A 20811-nucleotide genomic window follows, 5' to 3' on the forward strand; every position below is an offset into this window, starting at 1 on the left:
GGTGCTCGCATCCGAAGCTTCAACAGGGGGGATTGTCATGAGGAGGGTTCCGAAAACGATCGCGCGTTTCCTGGCCGGGTCCGTCCTGCTGCTGGCCGGGCTGGCATTGACCGGCTGCTATACCCAGCTCGCCGTGACCGAGACCTACGACGAGCGGTACCGCGATCCGGACTACGTCGAGGAAGAAGTGTATGAGGAGGACGGGGAGGTGGTCGTCCACAAACATTACTACTACGACGACTGGCATCGGCCCTACCGGTTCCGGCGGTACTTCTACCGGTTCTACGATCCGTTCTACTACGGATTCTACGATCCTTTCTTCTATGACCCCTTCTTCTACGATCCCTTCTATTACCACTCCGGATTTCACATCAGCATCGGTTTCGGCTTCGGATATCCTTACTGGCGTTACCACAGCCCCTGGTATTATCGCCATCACTACGCGTTTTACCCCTACGGGGGCTATTACTGGGATCCGTTCTATTACGGTGGGTCGCGTCTGGTTGTCGTGAAGCCGCCGCGAACGTTCCAGCCGCGGGGCGGCACGCTGGGCCGCAGTATGCTCGCCGACGACCGGGACGGGCGCCGCGGCACGCGGGGCTACGATCGCGGAGAGGCGGGGCTCAACGACCGTCAGGCCGGGCGCAGCGTCGTGCGAACCACCGCCCCGGGCACTTCGGCCGGCAAGGATGAGGCGCCGGCCCGCAGCACGCGCGGCGTCATCCGGTCGACGGATGCACGTGCGGGGCGCAGCACCGACGGGCGGGGCATGTCGTTGCGCGAGCGCTATACGTCCCGCTCCGGCAGCCGGGGGGTCGTCCGGGGCACCCCGCGCGACGAGGCGGACGAGGCGGCGGCCCGCACCTTCTACCGGAATCGCTCGACCTGGATCTCGTCCCGCGGCGAGACGCGGCCGGAGGAGCGCGGCGGCAGCGCCGTACGCAGCCGCACGACCACACGGGGCACCACCGGCAGCTACGTCTTGCCCCCGCGCTCGTCGGAAGGGACGGTGCGCTATGTGCCGCCCCCGTCGTCGGAACAGGTGCGCTCCCGGTCCGAAAACCCTGCGCCTCGCTCGAGCGGGTCGGTGGAGCGTTCGGCCCCGAGCAGCCGTTCGAGCGGGTCGGTGGAGCGTTCGGCCCCGAGCAGCCGTTCGAGCGGGTCGGTGAGCCGCTCCTCCGGCGGTTCGAGCCGTTCCGCCGGGCGGAGTAGCAGCAGCCGCGGCGGGCGCCGGAACAACTGAGCCCGGCGGTACCTGAGAATCTTGCTCAAACGATGAGCCGGGAAAGAGGCCCGTGCGTCCGTGCGGGCCTTTCCTGTGCGCCCCCGTTACAGAATTCCACGCGAGCAATGGAGGGTTGAAATGCGTAACGCGATGTTTTCGAAAGGGTGGTGGTTGCCGGTGCTGGCGCTGGCAACGGCCGGGATGCTGGCGACCACCGCGCATGCCCAGACCGGTGAGGATATCCTGCGGTTCACCGCGCGTTTTCCGGGCGTCGGGCCGGTGATGACGGGGATGGGCGGGGCCGGGGTGGCCGGCGTGGACGACTTTTCCGCCCTCTTCCTGAACCCGGCCGGTCTGGCCTATTTCCGGACCTCGGCCGTCTCCGGGTCGCTTGCCTCGCTCTCGACCGAAGAAGAAGGCGTTTTTCGGGTGCCGGGCACCCGCAATGCCCTGAGCAACGACATCAGCGATACGCAGATGGGGCACCTCGCTTACGTCTATCGTTTCCCGACGCGGCGCGGCAGCCTGGCCTTCGGGGTGGCCCTCGGCCAGGTCAACACCTTCGAACGCGACCTGCTCTTCGAGGGGCGGAACCCCAGCAACTCCATCACCGATTTCTTCATGCCCCTGCCGGGCGAATTCACCCTCGAAGAGGACGAGCAGGGCCTCTTTCCCGTCTTTACCCGGGATCTCTCCTTCATCGCCTTCGAGACGTTCGCCATCGACCTCGATCCAGACCTGGTGCAGGCGGGCGACCCGGTGCCTTTCGTGCCGGCCGTCACGCGGGGGACCGTGGCGCAGGTGGGCAGTGTCACCGAAACCGGGAGCATGCGTGAGCTCAACTTCGGCGGGGCGTTCGAGGCTGCCCGGGACGTGATGGTCGGTCTCTCGGTCAACATCCCCTTCGGCACGTACCACTTCCTCCGGGTCTTCGAAGAAGAGGACATCGACAACGCCAACGACGGCACCGGCGGCACGACCGACTTCGACTTTCTTCGCTTCGAGGAGCGTTTCCGCTCCGAGCTCGTCGGCGTCAACGTGCGGGCGGGGGTGACGGCCCGCCTGGCACCCCAGGTACGGGTCGGCTTCACCGTCGAGACGCCTACCCGCTACGACGTCGACGAGGAGTTCGACACGCTGCTCGAAACCTTCTTCGACAACGGGGACGTGTTCGTCTACGGAGACGAGGCCCGGGAGGACGCCGGCTCGGGTGTCTTCGAGTACGACATCGTCACGCCTTGGCGCCTGGGAGCGGGCCTGACCGTCGAGAACGCCGGCTTTACCCTCTCGGCCGATGCCGAGTTCGTGGACTGGTCGCAGATGGAACTCGAGGCCGATGGTTTCTCTTTCGCCGACGAGAACCGCCGGATCCGCCGGGCCTACGACGCCGTCGTCAACGCCCGCCTCGGGGTTGCCTATACGCTGGGGGCGTTCGTCCTGCGGGGTGGTTTTGCCTACCAGCCCGATCCCCGCACGGCAGACGACGAGGTCGACCGCGACCGCCTGTTCTACGCTGCCGGCTTCGGTTACCGCGTCAACGAGCAGTTCCAGCTCGACTTCGGCTGGATGCAGGAACGCTTCGACGACCAGTACCGCCCCTACGTGGAGGTGACCGACGCCCCGGTGGTGGACGAGCAGGTCGTGCGCAACCGTTTCGTCCTCGGCGTGAAGGTGTCTTTCTAGACGGGTGGCCGGGACGGTGCCGCCGCACCAGACGGGATCGTCGTCGTTCGGGAACGGGTATCGTCGTACCGGTTTGATTATCTTGGCCCTGCAGGACGACCTGGAGCTCCGGCCTTGAACATCCTCGGCATCTCATGCTGGTACCATGACGCGGCCGCCTGCCTGGTGCAGGACGGGCGGATCGTGGCGGCCGCCCAGGAGGAGCGCTTCACCCGGCGCAAACACGATCCCTCCTTTCCGCGCCATGCCATCGCCTATTGCCTGCGCGAGGCCGGTCTGGCCGCCCGGGACCTCGACCTCGTCGCCTTCTATGACAAGCCGTTCCTCAAATTCGAGCGGCTGCTGGAGACGTACGTCGCCACGGCGCCGAAGGGGCTGCGTTCCTTCATCCGGGCGATGCCGCTCTGGCTCAAGCAGAAACTCTGGATCCCCGACCTGATTGCCCGGGAGCTGGACTACGACGGGACCATTGTTTTCCCCGAACACCACGAAAGCCACGCCGCGAGTGCCTTCTATCCTTCCCCGTTCGAGCGGGCCGCCTTCCTGACGGCCGACGGCGTCGGCGAATGGGCCACGACGTCCTACGGCTTCGGGGAGGGAAACCGGCTGCGCATCCTGGCCGAGATCCACTTTCCCCACTCGCTGGGGTTGCTCTACAGCGCTTTCACCTACTTCTGCGGCTTCAAGGTCAACTCGGGCGAATACAAGCTGATGGGGCTGGCACCCTACGGCGAGCCGCGCTACGTCGACGTGATCCTCTCCGAGCTGATCGACCTGAAGGAGGACGGGTCGTTCCGGCTGAACATGGACTATTTCACGTATGCGCACGGGCTGCGGATGACGGGGCGGCGGTTCGCCCGGCTCTTCGGTGGCCCGCGGCGCGTGCCCGAAGGGCCGCTGACCCGTCGCGAGATGGACCTGGCCCGCTCCATCCAGGTGGTGACGGAAGAGGTGATGTTGCGCCTGGCGCGTCACGTGCACCGGGCCACGGGAATGAAGCACCTGTGCCTGGCCGGTGGCGTGGCACTCAACTGTGTGGCCAACGGCCGGCTTCTGCGCGAGACCCCGTTCGAGCAGCTCTGGATCCAGCCGGCCGCCGGGGATGCCGGCGGCGCGCTCGGGGCGGCCCTGATGGCCTGGCACGACTACCTGGGCCGTACCCGCATCCCCGCCGTGCCGGATGCCATGCAGGGTGCCTGCCTGGGGCCCGCTTTCTCCGATGCCGACATCGCCGCCTTCCTCGAACGCGAGGGCGTTCCTTACGAGCACCTGGCCAGCGAAGACGACCTCGTCCGCCGTGTGGCCGCCCTGCTGGCCGCGCAGAAGGTCGTCGGGTGGTTTCAGGGAAGGATGGAGTTCGGTCCCCGTGCCCTGGGCAACCGCTCGATCCTGGCCGACCCGCGCGGGCGTGACATGCAACGCCGGGTCAACCTGAAGATCAAGTTTCGCGAGAGCTTCCGGCCCTTCGCCCCGAGTGTCCTCGCCGGGCGGGCAGGCACCTTCTTCGACCTCGACGTCGAGAGTCCCTACATGCTGCTCGTGGCGCCGGTGCGCGGGGCCCGCATCGAAGGAGAAGGGCTCGAACGGCTGCGCCACATCGACGCCCCCCTTCCCGCCGTCACCCACGTCGACGGCTCGGCCCGCATCCAGACGGTCGATGCGGCCACGAACCCCCGGTTCTATCGCCTGCTCGAAGCGTTCGCCGCCGAGACGGGCTGCCCGGTGCTGGTCAACACCAGCTTCAACGTCCGGGGCGAGCCCATCGTCTGTACGCCCGAAGACGCCTACCGGTGCTTCCGCCGCACCCACATGGACGCGCTGGTGCTGGGTTCCTACCTCGTCACCAAAGAGATGCTGCCCGGGGCCGAGGCGACCGTCCTCACCCCCGAAGCCGTGGCGGCGGCATTCGAACCGGACTAGGCGGGTTCGTGGGCTGCACCGTCCCCTCCCGTTGCCTCGAGGGGCGTTGTCAGCTCGGCCGGGACGGCGTAAAGCACCTCGGCTTCCGGCTCGCCGTCGGCCACCGTGACGCGCAGCGCATGCAGGCCGTAGACCCCCTGCAGGTCTTCCAGTTCGAGGTGCTCTACCGGGTCCTTCAGGTAGCCCGAAGCCTGCAGGTATTCGATGTAGCGAAGGTATTCTTCGGCTTCGCGCGGCTGGGAATAGACGATGGCGATCTTGCCCGGCTGCGTCAGGCGTTCGTCGCGTCCCCGGATGCGGGCCTTGTCGATGCGTTTCTTGACGATCTCGTAGCGGATGTTGTAGGCGCCGTCCACGTCGAAGCGTTTTTCGTCCTGCCGGAAGCGGATCGAGAGCGGCACGTCCTGGACCAGGATCAGGTGGGCGGTCTCCAGGGGGATCGGCAGCTTCGGATGGAGCCGGTTCAGCTCCCAGACGACGCCGCACATCGTCATGAGCTGCCACAGCCGGAGGTTGCGCAGGTAGAGCCGGTCGAACGGCTGTTGCTCGACGAGCGAGGCACCAACGTAGATGTTGTAGTCGACCCCGTCCGTTTTGTACTTCTCGAAGTAGTGCGGGAACATCTGCTGGGCCTGTTCCTCGCGCCGATCGAGGTAGGCCGAGATGGTTTCGTTGATGAGGGTGACGCTTTCTTCGAAGTCCTTACGCTGGCGGTAGAGGATGCCGAGGCCGGGGTCGAGGGCTGTGCGGTAGGCTTCGATCCGCTCGCGTACGCGCTCGTGCATGGTGGCGAGCTGGTCGAAGAGGGATTCGACGTCGTCGCGGAGGAAGTTGAAGATGAGCGTCTCGTCGCCGGAGTGCAGGCCCGAAACCAGCTCGTCGATGTATTTACCCAGGCGGTAGCCCAGCTCGTCGAGGACCGGAAGGGGGCGGTGGGTGCTGGCTTCGATGATGATGCCCAGCGCCATGCCGAGTTGCTCGATCAGATCCGCCTGGATGGCGGCATTCCGGATCGTCGACGAGTCGCGGATGTCCGAGAGGCCGTAGAGCGGGTAGACGTTGTGGAAGACGATGGGCTCCAGCTCGGCGTGCTCGCCCGTCTCTTGCCGCTGCATGTAGGTGAGGGCCGCCTTTCGGAAGCGCCACTCGACCGTGGGGTGGATGGCCGTGTAATGCTTCTTGATGAGGGCCTGTATCCGGTCTTCCTGCTCTTCGAGACTACGCTTCATGGCGGTGGCGAGCAGGGTGATCACCTCGTCGAGCACCACGGCGTTGGCGGCGTTGACCGCCCCGGGGCGGGGCGAGGCCAGTTCGAGCAGGCCCAGCAACTGGTCCTCGTACCAGAGCGGGGCGATGACCAGGTTGCGCAGGTGCTGCTGGCGCAGGTGTTGTTCAAACCCTGTGCAGACCTCGCAGGTTTGCAGGTCGGTGACGATGAGTGGCTGCCGCATCTTCAGGGCCTGCACGTAATAGGAATGGCACTGGTCCTCGCAGGCCGGCAAGGTGTCCTCGCTCATGAGCAGGCTGCGCCCGACGGCGCGGGCGCCGGTGATGGCCTCGCCGTTGTCGCGCAGGAAGCCGATCAGGCCGACCTGGAGCTGCGGGGCCCGCAGGAGCATCCGCAGCCGCGTCTGCAGCGTGTCGATCCGGTCGACCGACGTGAGGGCCTCGCGCTGGAGCAGGTCGTCTTTGAGCAATGACAGGATCTGCTGCACGGTCACGTCCACGGCCGTCAGGATGGTGAAGCCGTGGAAGACGAACTGCTCGGGCGGGAGCCACTCCTGCCAGAGGTTCTGGTTCATCGGGTCGGCCAGCAGGCGCTGGATCTGTTCCTCGGAGAGCGGCTTGAACGGCGCGCGCGTCTCGATGTCGATGAACCGGGTGTCGGTGCTGATCTTGAAGTGCCGCTTGAGCCCCGTCTGCTCGTCCGTCGTGGTGACGATGAGCGGAAAGTCGATGCAGCTGTCGATCCCGTAGAACCGGTTCAGGATGTGGTGATAAGCCAGCATCGTCTTCATGTGGTTCATCTCCCCGGGATCGAAGGGTTGCCCGTTGATGAGCAGGTCGTCCTGCAGGTGTTCCAGGAGCTTGAGGCGGGCGAAGGCGGGGGTGGCGTAGAAGCTGACCAGGTCGAACGGGACGAAGGCGGCGGCGTGGGTCTGTTCCCACAGGGCCATCGGGAAGACGGCCGTCATCATCAGGTCCAGCAGTTCGATGTGTCGTTCGAGCGGGGCCAGGTCGGTGATGGGCTCGCGCAGGTCGGGCGCCTCGTCCAGCATGGCGAGGATGGTACGGCCCAGCGCCGCGCGCGGCGACGAGGCATCCGCGGCCACCTCCTGCCAGAAGTCGATCAGCGGCCTGAGGCTGAGCACCCGCTCGAAGGGAAAGGTGTCGTTTCGGTCGTTCGTCATGGATCCGGGAGAGGCTGCATCACACGCGCGGCGACGGGCAGGGTTTAAACGTAGCCCGGGTCCGGCGGTTGCACCCGCCGACCCCGGCTGCCCCGCATACGGCCATGCCTTGATCGCCGGCGCGGCGCGTGTTTTTTTTGTGAGACGAAGGAGGGGGTCGTTCGTTACGCATAGCGTTCGGGGTATGAAGTTGAAAAACAGTCGTTTGTCCGGGTGTTTCGGTCGGAGGCGGGCGGAGGGGGGGCGATGAGGTGGACCCTGTTCCGGAAGGGCCCGGAGGCGGTGCCGGGACGCCTGAAGACCGCCGGTGCCGTTGCCGGGCCGGTGCTCTTTGCGCTGATGTTGCTGGCGGGCGTTCCGGAGGAGCTCGGCACGGCGGCCTGGCGGACGGCCGCCGTAGGGGTGCTGATGGCCATCTGGTGGATGACCGAAGCCCTGCCCATCGCCGTGACGGCGCTGCTGCCCCTCATCCTTTTCCCGGTGCTCGGCATCGCCGACCTCGACGCGACGGCGGCGCCCTACGCCAACCCGCTCATCTTCCTCTTTCTCGGCGGGTTCATCCTGGCGCAGGGCCTGCAGCGGTGGGGGGTGCACCGGCGCATCGCGCTGGGCGTCGTTGCCCGGGTCGGCACACGACCCGGGGGGCTCATTGCCGGCTTCATGCTCGCCTCGGCGCTGCTGAGCATGTGGGTCAGCAACACCGCCACCGCCCTGATGATGTTGCCCATCGGCCGCTCGGTTGCCGAGCTGTCGGACGGCCCGGTGGAGGCGGGGACGCCCGCCCGGCGGTCGTTTGCCGTGGCGCTGATGCTCGGCATCGCCTACGCGTGTAGCATCGGCGGGCTGGGCACCCTCATCGGCACCCCGCCGAACACGCTGCTGGCGGCCTTCATGGCCGAGACGTACGGTCGTCCGATCGACTTTGCCCGGTGGATGCTCGTCGGCGTGCCGGTGGTAGCCACCGGCCTGCCGCTGGCTTTTCTGGTCCTGACGCGCCTCGTCTTTCCACTGCGGCTGGCGTCGCTGCCGGGCGGGCGGGCGCTGGTCGAGCAGGAGCGCCGGCGCCAGGGACCGATGCGGTTGCCGGAACGGCTCGTGCTCGCGGTGTTCATCCTGACGGCGCTGCTCTGGATGACCCGCCCGCTGCTGGCCGCGTATGTGCCGGGCCTCTCCGATACCGGCATCGCCATCTTCGGCGCCGTGCTGCTCTTCGTGCTGCCCGTCGACCGTTCCGGGCGCCGGTTCCTGTTGAACTGGCGGGACGCCGAGGCCCTGCCCTGGGGCGTGCTCCTCCTCTTCGGCGGCGGCCTCACCCTGGCGGCGGCCATCAACGACACGGGCCTGGCGACGTGGATCGGGGCGGCGCTGGAAGGGATCGGCACGTGGCCGCGCCCGCTCGTCGTGCTGATGATGACGCTGGTCGTGATCCTGCTGACCGAGCTGACGAGCAACACGGCCACGGCCGCGGCGTTTCTGCCCGTGGTGGCCTCGGTGGCGGTCGGGCTCGGAGAGGATCCGCTTCGCTTCGCCGTTCCGGCGGCGCTGGCGGCCAGCTGTGCGTTCATGCTGCCGGTGGCGACCCCGCCGAACGCCATCGTCTACGGCAGTGGCCTGCTGTCGATGCCGCAGATGGCCCGTGCCGGTCTCGTGCTCAACCTCCTTTTCACCTTCCTGATCACCGTGCTTGCCCTGCTGCTCGTTCCGCGGGTCTTCGGCCCCGGCGCGTAAGGCTTTTCCCTACACGACCGGTAGGGGAGGCCCTGTGGAAAAATCGGGCCGGGGATCGTACCCTGATCCGGAACCGTGCAGTGAGGGCGGTCCGCAAACGCGACGAGCTTCATGTCACGTATTCCCGTTTCGATTCTGCCTCCCGTGGAGGAGGGCGGCTTCCCGCAGTACCTGGACCTGGACGGCGCCGTCTTGCTCGTGCTCGACCGTGCCGGGCGGGTGCTGCGCCTCAACCGGCACGGCAGCGACGTGCTCGGCCTGCCGGAGGAGGAGGTCGTGGGCCGGGACTGGTTCGCGCGTTTCATCCCGCCCCGGTTCCGCGAAGAGGCCCGGCGTGCCTTCGAGGCTCTGCTGGGCGGGGAGGCCGGCAGCGGCGGGTATGCCGAGCATCCCGTCCAGACGGCATCGGGCGAGGAGCGGATCCTGGCCTGGAACAACGTCGCGGTGCGGGATGCGGCCGGGCATATCGTGGCCGTGCTGAGCACCGGGACGGACGTCACCGAGCGGCGCCGGGCCGAGGACGAACGCTTCCGCACGCTCTACAACCGGACGCCGGCCATGCTCCACTCCATCGATCGAGACGGGCGCATCGTCAGTGTCAGCGACTACTGGCTCGAGCGGATGGGTTACACGCGGGAGGAGGTGGTGGGCCGGCCGCTGACCGCATTCATGGACGAGGACTCCCGCCGACGGGCCGTCGAGGAGCACTTTCCCAACTTCTTCGAACAGGGGTTTTGCAAGGACGTGGCGTATCGTTTGCTGCGGAAAGACGGTACCCCGATGGAGGTGCTCCTCTCGGCCACCGCCGAGCGGAACGCCGCCGGGCAGGTCGTCCGCTCGCTGGCGGTGGTGGTGGACGTCACCGAGCAGAAACGTACCGAACAGGCCCTCCGGGAGAGCGAGGCCCGCGTCCGGGCCATTCTGGAGACGACCGTCGACGGCATCATCACCATCGACAGCCGGGGCATCATCCAGTCCTTCAACCGGGCGGCGGAGCGCATCTTCGGCTATGCGGCGGGCGAGATCATCGGCCGGAGTGTGAACGTGCTCATGCCCGAGCCGTACCGCAGCGAGCACGACGGCTACATCCGCAATTACCTCGAAACGGGTCACAAGAAGATCATCGGCATCGGGCGCGAGGTCTACGGCCGTCGCCGGGACGGCACGACGTTCCCGATGGAGCTGGCCGTGAGCGAGGTTCGCCTCGACGGCGAGGTCACCTTCACCGGCATCGTGCGCGACATCACGGAGCGGCGCCGGCTCGAACAGGAGATCCTGCGCATCAGCGACCAGGAGCGGCGCCGGATCGGGCAGGACCTGCACGACGGCCTCGGCCAGATGCTTACGGGCGTCGGCCTGATCACCCGTACCCTGGCCCGGCAGCTGGCGCGCGAAGGACACCCGCAGGCCGGCACCCTGGCCGAGGTCACCGGGACGATCCAGGAGGCCGACCAGTTCGCCCGGAGCCTCTCGCGCGGGCTCGTGCCGGTGGACGTGGACGAGCACGGCCTGGCGGTGGCGCTGAGCCGGCTGGCCAGGAATGCCGAACGGCTCTTCGGCATCACCTGCCACTTCGAGGAGGTCGGTACCCCCGCCATCTACGACGCAGACGTGGCCCTGCATCTCTATCGCATTGCCCAGGAAGCCGTCAGCAACGCCGTCAAGCACGGCCGGGCCGATCACGTGCGCATCGTGCTGGCGGCCGGCGCGGGGTCGGTGCGCCTGCGCATCCAGGACAATGGCGTGGGCTTTCCCGAGCATCCGAGCGAGGAGCGGGGCATGGGCGTGCGCATCATGCAATACCGTGCCCGCATCATCGACGGCGTGCTCGACATCCGTTCCGGCCCGGAAGGCGGAACCGTCGTCACCTGCACCCTCGCCGGTCGCCCCCTGTTTCCTCAACCGACTGCCGAACAGCCATGAAAAAGATCCTCATCGTCGACGACCATCCGTTGATGCGCAAAGGGCTGGCCCTGAGCATCGAAAGCGAGACGGACCTGAAGGTGGTCGCCCAGGCGGCCGACGCCGAGGAGGCCCTGGCCGCGCTCGAAACCCACGATCCGGACATGGCCGTGGTGGACATCTCGCTGCCGGGCATGAGCGGCCTCGAACTCATCAAACACATGCTGGCCCTCAAACCCGGGCTCAAGGTGCTGGTCGTCTCGCGCCACGACGAGTCGCTCTACGCCGAACGGGCCATCCGGGCCGGTGCACGCGGCTACGTGATGAAGCTCGAGGCCGGGGAGGTGATCGTGCAGGCTGTTCGCCGCGTGCTCAATGGCGGCATCTACGTGAGCGAGGAGGTCAACGAGCGCCTGCTGATGGGCATCGCCGCCGGGCGTGAAATGCTGGCGAAGTCGCCCCTCGAAGTGCTCAGCGACCGCGAGCTGGAAGTCTTCGAGCTGACCGGGCGCGGGCTGGGCACGCGGGAGATCGCCGAGCGGCTGCACCTCTCGATCAAGACGGTGGAGTCCTACCGGGCCCGGATCAAGAACAAACTCAACCTGAACACCGCCGTCGAACTGATGCAGCACGCCGTCCAGTGGGTCGAGGGCGAGCGAACCGGGTGACAGCGAGAGGTGTGTTTGGGTGTTTGGGTGTTTGGGTGTCTGGGTGTTTGGGTGTTTGGGTGTCTGGGTGTGGGGGAGCGGAGTTGCAGGTCAGTTTCCGAAACGCCGGTGGATGCGGGCGATGGCCTGCTCGATGTCTTCCATCGACACGTCGCGGTGGGTGGTGGCGCGCACCGTGGCCGGGCCGAAGGGGACCATCAGGATGCCGTCCGCCTTGAGTTCCTCGACGGTCCGGAGGGCGTCGCCGTGGTCGACGTCGAAGAGGACGATATTCGTCTGGACGCGGTCGGGGTCCAGGCGGAAGCCGGGGAGTTCGGCCAGGCCTTCGGCCAGGCGCCGGGCCTTGGCATGGTCCTCGGCCAGGTGGGGGCGATGGTGTTCGAGGGCGTAGAGGGCCGCCGCGGCCAGGATGCCGGCCTGCCGCATCCCGCCGCCGAACATTTTCCGGTACCGGTGGGCTTCGGTGATGAGGTCTTTCGGGCCGGCCAGGGCCGAGCCCACGGGGGCGCCCAGCCCTTTCGAAAAGCAGACGTTTACGGTGTCGAACGGTGCGGCGTAGACGTGCTCGGGGATGCCGGTGGCGGCGGTGGCGTTCCAGAGCCGGGCGCCGTCGAGGTGGTAGCGCAGGCCGTGCCCGCGCACGACCGCCGCGATGGCTTCGACGTTCTCCAGCGGGTAGACGGTGCCGCCCGCCTGGTTGAGGGTGTTTTCGAGGCAGACGAGCCGCGAGCGGGCCATCCAGTAGTAGCCGGGCCGCACGGCGGCGGCCACCTGCTCGCCCGTCAGGATGCCGCCTTCCCCGTCGAGGGGGTGCAGGACGACGCCGGAGAGCAGTCCCGGCGCCCCCGACTCGTAGTTGAAGATGTGGCACGTGCGTTCCAGGATCACCTCGTCGCCGGGGCGGGTGTGCACCTTGAGGGCGAGCTGGTTGCCCATGGTGCCGGAGGGAACGAAGAGCGCGGCCTCTTTACCGAGCAACGCCGCGACCGTCTCTTCGAGCCGCCGCACCGTGGGATCCTCGCCGAAGACGTCATCTCCCACCTCCGCCTCGTACATGGCCCGGCGCATGCCTTCGGTGGGCTGCGTCACCGTGTCGCTTCGCAGGTCGATCCGCATGGGATTTCAGGTGCCTGGTTCCGGGTGTCGGATGCTGTTCCGCCGGGTTGCCGATCGCTCGAGCGTGACAGCCCGGGGAAAGATAGGGAGTTTGTGGCTGTGTCATCTGAACCCCGGACCGGGCAGGGGGTGTCGTTGGCGGTCAACGCGTTGTGGCCTGGGTCCGGAGGTGACTCCCCGCCGGTGTGCTCAGTATCCCATCTGCTGCATGCGGCGGAGGATGACGTCGCGGTACCAGCCCATGCGGTCCGGGTGGCGGTGGCGGGGGTTGGGGATGACGGCGGCCAGGGCGGCGGCCTGGTGCCGGGAGAGCCGGTCCGCCCCGATGCCGTAGTAATGCCGGGCGGCGGCCTCGGCGCCGTAGATGCCGTCCCCCCACTCGATCACGTTCAGGTAGAGCTCGAGGATCCGTTCCTTCGAAAGCAGCAACTCGGCCAGGTAGGCCAGTGGCACCTCGAGCGCTTTGCGCAGGTACGAGCTGTGGGTGGTCATGAACAGGTTCTTGACGAGCTGCTGTGTGATCGTCGAGCCGCCGCGCCAGGTTCGGCCCCGGCGCCGGTTGTCTTCGACGGCTTCGCGCACCGCCTGCCAGTCGATCCCGTGGTGTTCGAAGAAGCGGCCGTCCTCAGCGGCAATGACGGCGTGCTCCAGCACGTCGGCGATGCGTTCGAGCGGGACCGGCCTGTAGTGTTTCTCGTACGGCTGTTCCGAGAACCAGGAGGCCACCCGGCGCTGGAGTTGCACGCCCGTCGTGGGGGGATCGACGACGTTGTACAGGAGCAGGGCCAGGGTGCACAGGCCGAAGTAGCCCGCCAGTGCGACGAGGAGCCCCCGCACGATGCCGCGAAGGAGCCGGTGCAGCGGGGAGAGGCGTTGACGGGAGGACCGGGCCATGGAAGGCAGCAGACGGACCGAAGACGCACGCCGGGCGGTATGGAACCGCTACCGGGTGATCTCGACGATCTCGAGTTGTACCTTTCCGGCCGGCACTTTGATCTCCACGACTTCTCCGACGGTGCGTCCCAGCAGGCCCTTCCCGATGGGGCTGCTGACGGAGATTTTGTTCTGGGACAGGTCGGCTTCCTGGGCCGAGGTCAGCGTATAGGTCTGTTCGGTGCCGGTTTTGAGGTTCTTCACCCGCACCTTCGAGAGGATGTAGGCCCGGGTCGTGTCGATGGTTTGCTCGTCCACGACGCGGGCATTCGAGATGGTCTCCTCGAGCTTGGCGATACGGGCTTCCAGGTGTCCCTGGGCTTCTTTGGCGGCGTCGTACTCGGCATTTTCCGAGAGGTCACCCTGGCCGCGGGCTTCGGCGATGGCCCGGGCGATGCGTGCACGCTCCTTGGTGCGAAGGAACTGCAACTCGTCTTTCAGCTTCTGCAGGCCTTCCGGCGTCAGGTATACGGTGTCAGGCTTTTTCATAGGGGTGTCGAGGGGAGACGTGGCTTCATCTGATGGAGGTACAAAAAATGCGAACGCCACGGCCTTCCGGGAAGGCTGCGGCGAGCGGAGACTATCGCGATGTAGGCGAAGACGACTGTGGAACGGGCCGGCGGGCGTCCATCCGCGAAGCCCTTTCACGCGCGAGCAGCGGTCTGGGATCCCGTGCCTTCAAAAAAAGGCGGTGCGGGGCTTACCAGCCGGGGCGCGGCGCCGGGGGGCGGTCTGCCGGCGGGGGCGCGGTGGTTGCCGGCAGCACGCGGCGGGCCGCACGGAAGGCGCGTTGCCAGTAGGGTTCGTCGAGGTGGGAAATGGTGACGCCCAGGCTGCTGGAGGCATGGGCGAACTCGCCGCAGCACAGGTAGATGCCCACGTGCCGGGTGCGCTTGTCGATCTGAAAAAAGACGAGGTCGCCGGCCCGGAGCGCCTCCGGTCGTACGGGTGTGCCCGTACGGGCCTGGGCCTCGGTGGTGCGCGGCAGCCGGAGTGCGAAAAGCTCGCCGAAGAGGACGTGCACGAGCCCGGAACAGTCGACGCCCGCGCGGGAGGCACCGCCCCACCGGTGCGGGGTGCCGATCCAGGTTGCCACCTCGGCCCGGAGGCGCTGCTCGACCACCTCGGCCGGCAGCGGCGTGGTATCCGCCGGGAGGGGCGTGCGCGGGGCCGATGAGGCACACCCGCCTACCACCAGCACCGTGAGCACCAGCCACGGCACCGGTGGGCCGTATCCCGTACGCCCGGCAGGACGGAACCCTCTTGTCGTGACAGGAAAACGCATGTACCGAAGAAGCAAGAAGCACATCGACCGGAGCCGGTCGCAAGATACGTTCCCGTTTTCTCAGTTGCGCGGGGTACGAACCGGGAGCGTGTGGGCCGGCTCCGCCCGCGTGGGGTGCCGGGAAGGAACGGAACCGTGCCGCGGTCCATCGTATAACCCCGAAACGCGTCCGCCTATTTTCCCAGAGAGCGATGTATACGAACCGTGATCTGATCTGCACGGCCCTGCTGGCCTTTGCGGGGGGGGTGGCTGCCGGCATCCTGTTTGCGCCGGATTCGGGCCGTGCCTCGCGCGAGAAGATTGCTGCCCGGCTTCGTGCCGAACGGCGCCGCATCGAGCAGCAGCTCCGGGCCATGGAGGAGCAACTCTCCAGCCTGGAGGCGCAGCTTGTCTCGGCCGGTCAGGAGGTTGGGGAAAAGGTGCGCGAGGCGGCCCAGCGGGTTCAGGCCCAGCTTACCCCGGACCTGCCCGGAGATCCGGACGCCTGGAAGGTCGAGGACAACGAGCTGGGGCGCGACCTGCGCCGGATGCCGCGCCGGTGAAGGCGGGGCGGGTCCACTGTTGCCGCTTCAGCAGCCTGGAGGCAGGGTCCGATGACGCCGTCGCCGTCCGAGATCTGGGTGGTCCGCCCGACGCTCGAACAGCTCAACGCCCTGAAGGCGGGTACCATGATGGAGCACCTCGGCATCACCTTCGTCGAGGTCGGTGCCGATTTTGTGGAGGCGACGATGCCGGTGGACCACCGGACGCGGCAGCCCTTCGGCCTCTTGCACGGTGGCGCTTCGGTGGTGCTTGCCGAGACGCTCGGGAGTGCGGCGGCCAACTTCTGCGTGGCACCGGAACGCCATTACTGTGTGGGGCTGGAGGTGAACGCCAACCACGTCCGGGCCGTACGCTCGGGCATCGTGACGGGGCGGGCCCGCCCCCTGCATCTGGGACGTCGCACGCAGGTCTGGGAGACGCACATCTACGAGGAGGCGGGTCGTCTCGTCTGCATCAGCCGCCTCACGCTGGCCGTGCTCGAGCGCCGCGAGGAACGCCCGCGTTGAGCACCCGGTCCGCCCCTGGCCTTTCTTCTCCCTTCGCTCTGCCGTATCGTGGACCCGGTGTAGGGGAATCCCTCACCCGGTTGTGATCGGATGTACCTACGTTTGCCGGTCGTGTTTTCCCTACACCGGGTGCGGGGAACGACTGTCACCGGAGCTGTTCCCGCGTGCGTTTCTTTTCCCTCAGGTTATCGTTCCCACAGACGCTGACCGCGCGGCCGGGCCGGAAGCCCCGTTCCCCGCGCGTGACGAAAAGAAGGAGGGACTCATGAAACGCTATGCGCTGTATGTGGCGGTGCTCGCCGGGTTGCTGGGGCTCGGATGGAGCCTCCCCGGGGTCTACACCCTGACGGCCGAGAGCCGCCTCTGGATCGACGGTACCTCGACGCTGCACGACTGGACGTGTGAGGCCACAACCCTGACCGGTACCTTGAGGGTGCCGGACGGAGCCGCCGGCCTTGAAGCGGGGCTCGCGGGGGCCGAGGTCGTCGTGCCCGTGGCAGGCATCGACTGCAAGAAAGACAAGATGAACGGGAACCTGTGGAAGGCCCTCAAGGCGGAGGACCATCCCGAGATCCGGTATGTGCTGGATCAGGCCACCGCCCGCCCCGGTGAGGTCGCCGGCACGTTCGTGCTGGAGACGAAGGGGCGCCTCACGGTGGCCGGCGTCGAACAGCCCCTGGAGATGGCGGTCACCGGGCAGGTCCTCGAAGACGGGCGCTATCGCTTCGCCGGCCGCACGGCCTTCTCCATGAAAATCTTCGACGTGAAGCCGCCCTCGCTCATGCTCGGCACCATCAAGACCGGTGAGGATGTGACGGTGCGCTTCGACGTCGTGGCGGCGCCGGCCGGGACTCTCTGACCGGGAAGACCGTGTCCTCGAACCTGCATCCAACCGCCCGCTCGGCCATGCAAGCACCGCGTGACATCTACCCCGGAAAGCTGCTGCTCATTGCCGCCTGCATGCTGGCCCTGGCCGGAGAGACCGGGGCGCAGCAGCGGGTTGTGCTGGCCGAGGAGAGCCGGCTCTGGATCGAAGGGCAGACCAGCGTCAACCGTTTTGCCTGCGAGGCCCGGTCCTTTGCCGGGGAAGGGGTGCTGGCCGGTGGGAACGTCCTCTCGGGAAGCCCGGCGAAGCGGGGGGCCTCCCGGGGGATACAGCGCCACGTGGCGCGTCTGGTGGTGCCGGTACGGCAGTTCGACTGCGGCAAGGACCGCATGAACGCCGACCTCTACGAGGCGCTCAAGGCCGAGACCCATCCCGAAATCGTCTTCGAGCTGGAGGAGGCAGAGGTCGTCGGGCCGCGCAGAGACAGCACCGTCGCGTTGCGGGTCGACGGGCGGCTCCGCATAGCCGGCGTGGAAAACGACATCACCCTGACGGTCACGGCCTGGCCGGCGGGGGCGGGGCGCTATCGTGCCCGGGGCGGCTATCCCCTGCGCATGAGCGACTACGGCGTCGATCCGCCCCGTGCCCTGCTGGGCCTCATCCGGGTGCAGGATCAGATCGTTGTCCGCTTCGATCTGGTCGCTGTACCGGCGGACTCCCTGAAAAACGAAAAATCGAGATAAGGAGGCTACATCCATGCGTACACGACGACTGAGCTGGCTTCTGGTACTGGTGGCCCTGCTGTGGACCGTGCCGGCCTTCGGCCAGGAAACGGACGACGAGAACGAAGGGCCCGAAATCCACGGCTTCCTGCGGCCCGACTGGCTCATGCAGAAGGTCGACGATCCCTTCCGGGAAAGCCTGCGGGTGTTTCACTTCCTCACGCGGTCGCGCCTGTATGTGCAGGGAACCTATGAGGGCATCCGCTACCGGGTCGAACTGGGCCTGACGGGGCCGGAAGCCGAAATACCGGTCTCCCGCTCGGGCTTCTGGGGCATGCCGCAGATCCTGCAGGATTTCTATGCGGACATTCCGTTCCCCGGCCTGGAGAAGGTGTACGTCCGGCTGGGGCAGTTCAAGGTACCCGCCGGCCTCGAAGGCCTGACCTATTCGGCCGAGATGCCCTTCGTGGATCGCTCCATCGTCCACGACTTTCTCGGCCTGATGCGGGACTACGGCGGGGCCCTCCATGCCTATCCGGGGGAGAACGTCTCGCTGGTCCTGGCCGTGCAGAGCGGGCTGGGCCGGAGCATCCCCAACCGGTACCTGCCGGAGGAGTTCGGCTTCCCCTTCCTGACGGCCCGCCTGCAACTGGGACCGAACCGGGGGCATGACCTTTTCCGGCTGGCTCCCCGGCTCGCGGGTGAGACGGCGGAGGTACGGATCGGGGCCAACCTTACCTACCACCGGGACGTCGTCGCCGGGCACTCCACCGCCCTCAACGTGTGGAACAAGGAAAAACCCATCCTGCTGCAGGGCGGCTGGAACGCCTTCGTCGGCCAGCGGCCGCTGGAGGCCGGGACCCTGCTCATCGCCGGGGCCGACGTGTCCATGGGCTTCCCCACCGAGGACGGGCAACTCTGGCTGCAGGGGCAGGTCACCCACGGCCAGTATGAGAACGACTACGGCGACGTGGCGGCCACCGCCTTCTTCGCCCAGGGTACCTACGACCTGGCCCAGGTCGGCTTCGGCCTGCGCTATGCCCTGGTCAGCCTGGACAATCTCGGGGGAGATCGGATGGGGAGGCGCGTCATCCAGGAAGTGACCCCCATGCTGACCTACCGGCTGCGTAACAACGTGAAGATCATCCTGGATGGCGACATCCTGCTGGACGCGCCGGTGGCCGTGGAAAAAGACGTCGGCGTCTATGTCCTGACCGACCAGCCCGACCAGATCGGCCAGGAGACCATCGAGCGGCAAGATGTCTTCAACTTCCGGGCAGCCGTGCAGGTGGGGTTCTGAGCGGGTTGCCGGCCTGAAAAACGGAGAGGGGGGCTGCCATGCCCCCTTCTTTTTTTGAGCACGCCCCGCACCGGTCGCGCCGGCGTGGGAACGTCGTTTCGGGGCCGGTCGTTGGCCGGGTGTCGCTACGCTGTCATCCCCTCCGGCGTCCTTGATCGAAACACGGGTTTTTCCGGCGTGCGGGCGCCGGGAGGCCACCGGCGGCCCGGGCACGGCCGGGGCCCCACATCCCGACGGCACACCATGCGCCTCGCAGAGATCCCCTTCGTCGTGACCGACGTCGAGACCACCGGGATCGACCCCGGGCGACATCGGGTGATCGAGATCGCCGCCGTGAAGGTCGTCGGAGGCGTGGTGGTGGACCGGTTTACCCGGCTTGTCAACCCGGGCCGGGCCGTGCCGCGCCGCATCACCGCGCTGACGGGCATCTCGACGGCCATGCTCTATGGAGAGCCCCCGCCCGGGGAGGTGTTGCCCGGCTACCTCGACTTCCTGGGCGACGGCGTCTTCGTGGCGCACAACCTTCCGTTCGACCGCGGCTTCCTCGACGCCGAGCTGGCCCGTCTCGGTCGGCCCGCCCTCACCAACCCGGGGCTGTGCACCCTGCGCCTGGCCCGGCGGCTGCTCCGGGGGCTGCGCTCGAAGAGCCTCGGCAGCATCGCCGCCTTCTACGGCCTCTCTCCGAACGGGCGGCATCGCGCCCTCGGCGACGCCGAACTGACCGCCCAGGTGCTCCTGCGCCTGCTGTCGCAACTCGGCTTTCAGGCCGGCCTCGAGACGCTCGACGAGCTGCTCGCCTTTCAGAACAAAACGTACGTTCATCTCGAGGCCGGGCCCGGGCACCTGCAACGCCTTCGGGAAGAGGTGGTGCCGCGCCTGCCCCGCCGCCCCGGCGTCTACTTCATGAAGGACGGGCAGGGAACGATCCTCTACATCGGCAAGGCCAAAAGCCTGCGCGACCGGGTGCGCAGCTACTTTACGGGCATCGAGTCGCACGCCGAGCACATCCGGCAGATGGTCGCCGGGGTGCGTGACGTGGCGTGGGAAGAGACGGGCTCGGAGCTGGCGGCCCTCCTGCTCGAATCGAAACTCATCAAAGCCCACCGGCCCCGCTTCAACCGGGCCCAGCGCCGCTACCGCAACCGTCCCTTCATCCGGCTCGACGTGACCGAGCCCTTCCCGCGCGTCCGCTGGCAGGCCTTTCTCGCCGATGACGGGGCCGAGTACTTCGGCCCGCTGGGGGGACGGCGCGAGGCCGAACAGGTCGTCGAACTCATTCAGCGCTACTACCGGCTCCGCGAATGCGACGACGATACGTTCGCCCGCGGGCACCGGTGCCTGTACGCTGCCATGGGCCGGTGTGACGGGCCGTGTGAGGGCGGCGACGCCGCCGGAGCCTATGCGGCCGAAGTGCAGCGCGTGCGCGACTTTCTCACCGGCAGGGATCGCACCGTGCTCGAACGCCTGGAGGCCGACATGCGGGCGGCCGCCGCCAACCTCGACTTTGAGCAGGCCGCCGCCCTCCGGGACGCCCGGGATATGCTGGCCCGCCTGCTCGACCGTCAGCAGGCCGTCGCCGCCGCCGTCCTGGATCACCATGCCGTGATGGTGTTGCCCGGCCCGCCGGAGGCGGACGACCCCGGGCCCGGGGCGCCGCCCACTGCCCGGCTCCTGTGCGTGCGCTTCGGCCGTCTCGTCGCCACGCTCACCCTGCCCCTGCCCCCGGGGGCGGACGACGTGATCCGGCTCCGCGCCCGGCTTGCCCGGCACTTCGATCCCGGCAGCCCGCGTCCCGAACGGTATCTCAAAGAGGAGGTCGATGAAGTCCGCCTCCTGGCGCACTGGCTCTATGTCCACCGCGGCCGGACCCCGACGGTCCGCTGGCAGCCCGGCGATGACTTCGAGGCCTTTGTCGCCGCCGTGCTGCACGAAGCCCGCCGTCTCCTCCGCTGAGGGCGGGGGCGCTCCGGCATCCCGGGGCGAATGCGAGCCGCCCCTCCGGCCCGGTGCGCCGGAATGTCGTGTTTCCTATTTTGATGTTGC

The 20811-nt window shown here is 67.6% G+C and carries 17 protein-coding genes; 12 read left to right on the forward strand and 5 right to left on the reverse strand.

Annotation, left to right across the window (positions count from 1 at the left end):
* Positions 1-37 precede the first annotated feature (37 nt).
* From GQ464_RS14550 to GQ464_RS14560, 3 genes are all read left to right on the forward strand, one after another.
* Positions 38-1243 carry a hypothetical protein gene (locus tag GQ464_RS14550; protein ID WP_166976941.1) on the forward strand — a complete coding sequence of 402 codons (1206 nt, stop codon included), beginning with the start codon at positions 38-40 and terminating at the stop codon, positions 1241-1243.
* 132 nt (positions 1244-1375) lie between these two features.
* Positions 1376-2908: an OmpP1/FadL family transporter gene (locus tag GQ464_RS14555; protein ID WP_166976939.1), complete on the forward strand. Its 1533-nt coding sequence runs from the start codon at positions 1376-1378 to the stop codon at positions 2906-2908.
* 114 nt (positions 2909-3022) lie between these two features.
* Positions 3023-4828, forward strand: a complete 1806-nt coding sequence (locus GQ464_RS14560) for a carbamoyltransferase family protein (RefSeq protein WP_166976937.1) — start codon at positions 3023-3025, stop codon at positions 4826-4828.
* Here the strand turns inward: GQ464_RS14560 and GQ464_RS14565 are convergent.
* Complete coding sequence (locus tag GQ464_RS14565) at positions 4825-7239, reverse strand: GAF domain-containing protein (RefSeq protein ID WP_166976935.1); 2415 nt, start codon at positions 7237-7239, stop codon at positions 4825-4827. The genes GQ464_RS14560 and GQ464_RS14565 overlap by 4 nt on opposite strands.
* A gap of 246 nt (positions 7240-7485) precedes the next feature.
* On the opposite strand from GQ464_RS14565, the gene GQ464_RS14570 reads away from it, so the two are divergent.
* The 3 genes from GQ464_RS14570 (at position 7486) to GQ464_RS14580 (ending at position 11537) form a co-directional block, all read left to right on the forward strand.
* On the forward strand, positions 7486-8967 hold the full coding sequence (locus GQ464_RS14570) for an SLC13 family permease (protein ID WP_166976934.1): 1482 nt from the start codon (positions 7486-7488) through the stop codon (positions 8965-8967).
* Positions 8968-9078: 111 nt separating this feature from the next.
* Positions 9079-10890 carry a PAS domain S-box protein gene (locus GQ464_RS14575; RefSeq protein ID WP_166976932.1) on the forward strand — a complete coding sequence of 604 codons (1812 nt, stop codon included), beginning with the start codon at positions 9079-9081 and terminating at the stop codon, positions 10888-10890.
* Positions 10887-11537: a response regulator gene (locus GQ464_RS14580; protein WP_166976930.1), complete on the forward strand. Its 651-nt coding sequence runs from the start codon at positions 10887-10889 to the stop codon at positions 11535-11537. The genes GQ464_RS14575 and GQ464_RS14580 overlap by 4 nt, the downstream gene beginning before the upstream one ends.
* Before the next feature lie 90 nt (positions 11538-11627).
* Here GQ464_RS14580 and GQ464_RS14585 read toward each other — a convergent pair whose 3' ends face one another.
* The 4 genes from GQ464_RS14585 to GQ464_RS14600 all read right to left on the reverse strand — a co-directional run bounded on the left by GQ464_RS14585 (position 11628) and on the right by GQ464_RS14600 (position 14808).
* Positions 11628-12653 carry a threonine aldolase family protein gene (locus tag GQ464_RS14585; RefSeq protein WP_166976928.1) on the reverse strand — a complete coding sequence of 342 codons (1026 nt, stop codon included), beginning with the start codon at positions 12651-12653 and terminating at the stop codon, positions 11628-11630.
* Between the two features lie 189 nt (positions 12654-12842).
* On the reverse strand, positions 12843-13547 hold the full coding sequence (gene mtgA / locus GQ464_RS14590; protein ID WP_228350324.1) for a monofunctional biosynthetic peptidoglycan transglycosylase: 705 nt from the start codon (positions 13545-13547) through the stop codon (positions 12843-12845).
* A gap of 48 nt (positions 13548-13595) precedes the next feature.
* Positions 13596-14075 (reverse strand): transcription elongation factor GreA, encoded by a 480-nt coding sequence (gene greA / locus GQ464_RS14595; protein ID WP_166976926.1) that lies wholly within the window; start codon positions 14073-14075, stop codon positions 13596-13598.
* 211 nt (positions 14076-14286) lie between these two features.
* A complete protein-coding gene (locus GQ464_RS14600) occupies positions 14287-14808 on the reverse strand; it encodes an NlpC/P60 family protein (RefSeq protein WP_228350325.1) in 522 nt (173 codons plus the stop codon).
* A gap of 254 nt (positions 14809-15062) precedes the next feature.
* Between GQ464_RS14600 and GQ464_RS14605 the strand changes: the two genes are divergently transcribed.
* The 6 genes from GQ464_RS14605 to GQ464_RS14630 all read left to right on the forward strand — a co-directional run bounded on the left by GQ464_RS14605 (position 15063) and on the right by GQ464_RS14630 (position 20721).
* Positions 15063-15413, forward strand: a complete 351-nt coding sequence (locus tag GQ464_RS14605; RefSeq protein WP_166976922.1) for a YtxH domain-containing protein — start codon at positions 15063-15065, stop codon at positions 15411-15413.
* A gap of 51 nt (positions 15414-15464) precedes the next feature.
* On the forward strand, positions 15465-15920 hold the full coding sequence (locus GQ464_RS14610; protein ID WP_166976920.1) for a hotdog fold thioesterase: 456 nt from the start codon (positions 15465-15467) through the stop codon (positions 15918-15920).
* A gap of 265 nt (positions 15921-16185) precedes the next feature.
* Entirely contained in the window at positions 16186-16779 is a 594-nt protein-coding gene (locus GQ464_RS14615) for a YceI family protein (protein ID WP_166976918.1), read from the forward strand.
* A 47-nt stretch (positions 16780-16826) separates the two neighbouring features.
* Entirely contained in the window at positions 16827-17489 is a 663-nt protein-coding gene (locus GQ464_RS14620; RefSeq protein ID WP_166976917.1) for a YceI family protein, read from the forward strand.
* 13 nt (positions 17490-17502) lie between these two features.
* The gene (locus GQ464_RS14625) at positions 17503-18768 is read left to right on the forward strand and encodes a porin (protein WP_166976916.1); all 1266 of its coding nucleotides are present in this window, start codon (positions 17503-17505) and stop codon (positions 18766-18768) included.
* Between the two features lie 243 nt (positions 18769-19011).
* Entirely contained in the window at positions 19012-20721 is a 1710-nt protein-coding gene (locus tag GQ464_RS14630) for a DEDD exonuclease domain-containing protein (protein ID WP_166976915.1), read from the forward strand.
* The last annotated feature ends 90 nt before the right edge of the window (positions 20722-20811 follow it).

This window comes from Rhodocaloribacter litoris (genome assembly GCF_011682235.2).
Classification (GTDB): domain Bacteria; phylum Bacteroidota; class Rhodothermia; order Rhodothermales; family ISCAR-4553; genus Rhodocaloribacter; species Rhodocaloribacter litoris.

What these genes read in the sequence shown, in the direction of transcription:
- GQ464_RS14625 (WP_166976916.1), top strand. Translation starts at nt 17,503, where the DNA reads ATGCGTACACGACGACTGAGCTGGCTTCTGGTACTGGTGGCCCTGCTG.
- GQ464_RS14615 (WP_166976918.1), top strand. Translation starts at nt 16,186, where the DNA reads ATGAAACGCTATGCGCTGTATGTGGCGGTGCTCGCCGGGTTGCTGGGG.
- GQ464_RS14605 (WP_166976922.1), top strand. Translation starts at nt 15,063, where the DNA reads ATGTATACGAACCGTGATCTGATCTGCACGGCCCTGCTGGCCTTTGCG.
- GQ464_RS14620 (WP_166976917.1), top strand. Translation starts at nt 16,827, where the DNA reads ATGCAAGCACCGCGTGACATCTACCCCGGAAAGCTGCTGCTCATTGCC.
- GQ464_RS14565 (WP_166976935.1), bottom strand. Translation starts at nt 7,239, where the DNA reads ATGACGAACGACCGAAACGACACCTTTCCCTTCGAGCGGGTGCTCAGC.
- GQ464_RS14570 (WP_166976934.1), top strand. Translation starts at nt 7,486, where the DNA reads ATGAGGTGGACCCTGTTCCGGAAGGGCCCGGAGGCGGTGCCGGGACGC.
- GQ464_RS14550 (WP_166976941.1), top strand. Translation starts at nt 38, where the DNA reads ATGAGGAGGGTTCCGAAAACGATCGCGCGTTTCCTGGCCGGGTCCGTC.
- mtgA (WP_228350324.1), bottom strand. Translation starts at nt 13,547, where the DNA reads ATGGCCCGGTCCTCCCGTCAACGCCTCTCCCCGCTGCACCGGCTCCTT.
- GQ464_RS14575 (WP_166976932.1), top strand. Translation starts at nt 9,079, where the DNA reads ATGTCACGTATTCCCGTTTCGATTCTGCCTCCCGTGGAGGAGGGCGGC.
- greA (WP_166976926.1), bottom strand. Translation starts at nt 14,075, where the DNA reads ATGAAAAAGCCTGACACCGTATACCTGACGCCGGAAGGCCTGCAGAAG.
- GQ464_RS14585 (WP_166976928.1), bottom strand. Translation starts at nt 12,653, where the DNA reads ATGCGGATCGACCTGCGAAGCGACACGGTGACGCAGCCCACCGAAGGC.
- GQ464_RS14610 (WP_166976920.1), top strand. Translation starts at nt 15,465, where the DNA reads ATGACGCCGTCGCCGTCCGAGATCTGGGTGGTCCGCCCGACGCTCGAA.
- GQ464_RS14580 (WP_166976930.1), top strand. Translation starts at nt 10,887, where the DNA reads ATGAAAAAGATCCTCATCGTCGACGACCATCCGTTGATGCGCAAAGGG.
- GQ464_RS14630 (WP_166976915.1), top strand. Translation starts at nt 19,012, where the DNA reads ATGCGCCTCGCAGAGATCCCCTTCGTCGTGACCGACGTCGAGACCACC.
- GQ464_RS14555 (WP_166976939.1), top strand. Translation starts at nt 1,376, where the DNA reads ATGTTTTCGAAAGGGTGGTGGTTGCCGGTGCTGGCGCTGGCAACGGCC.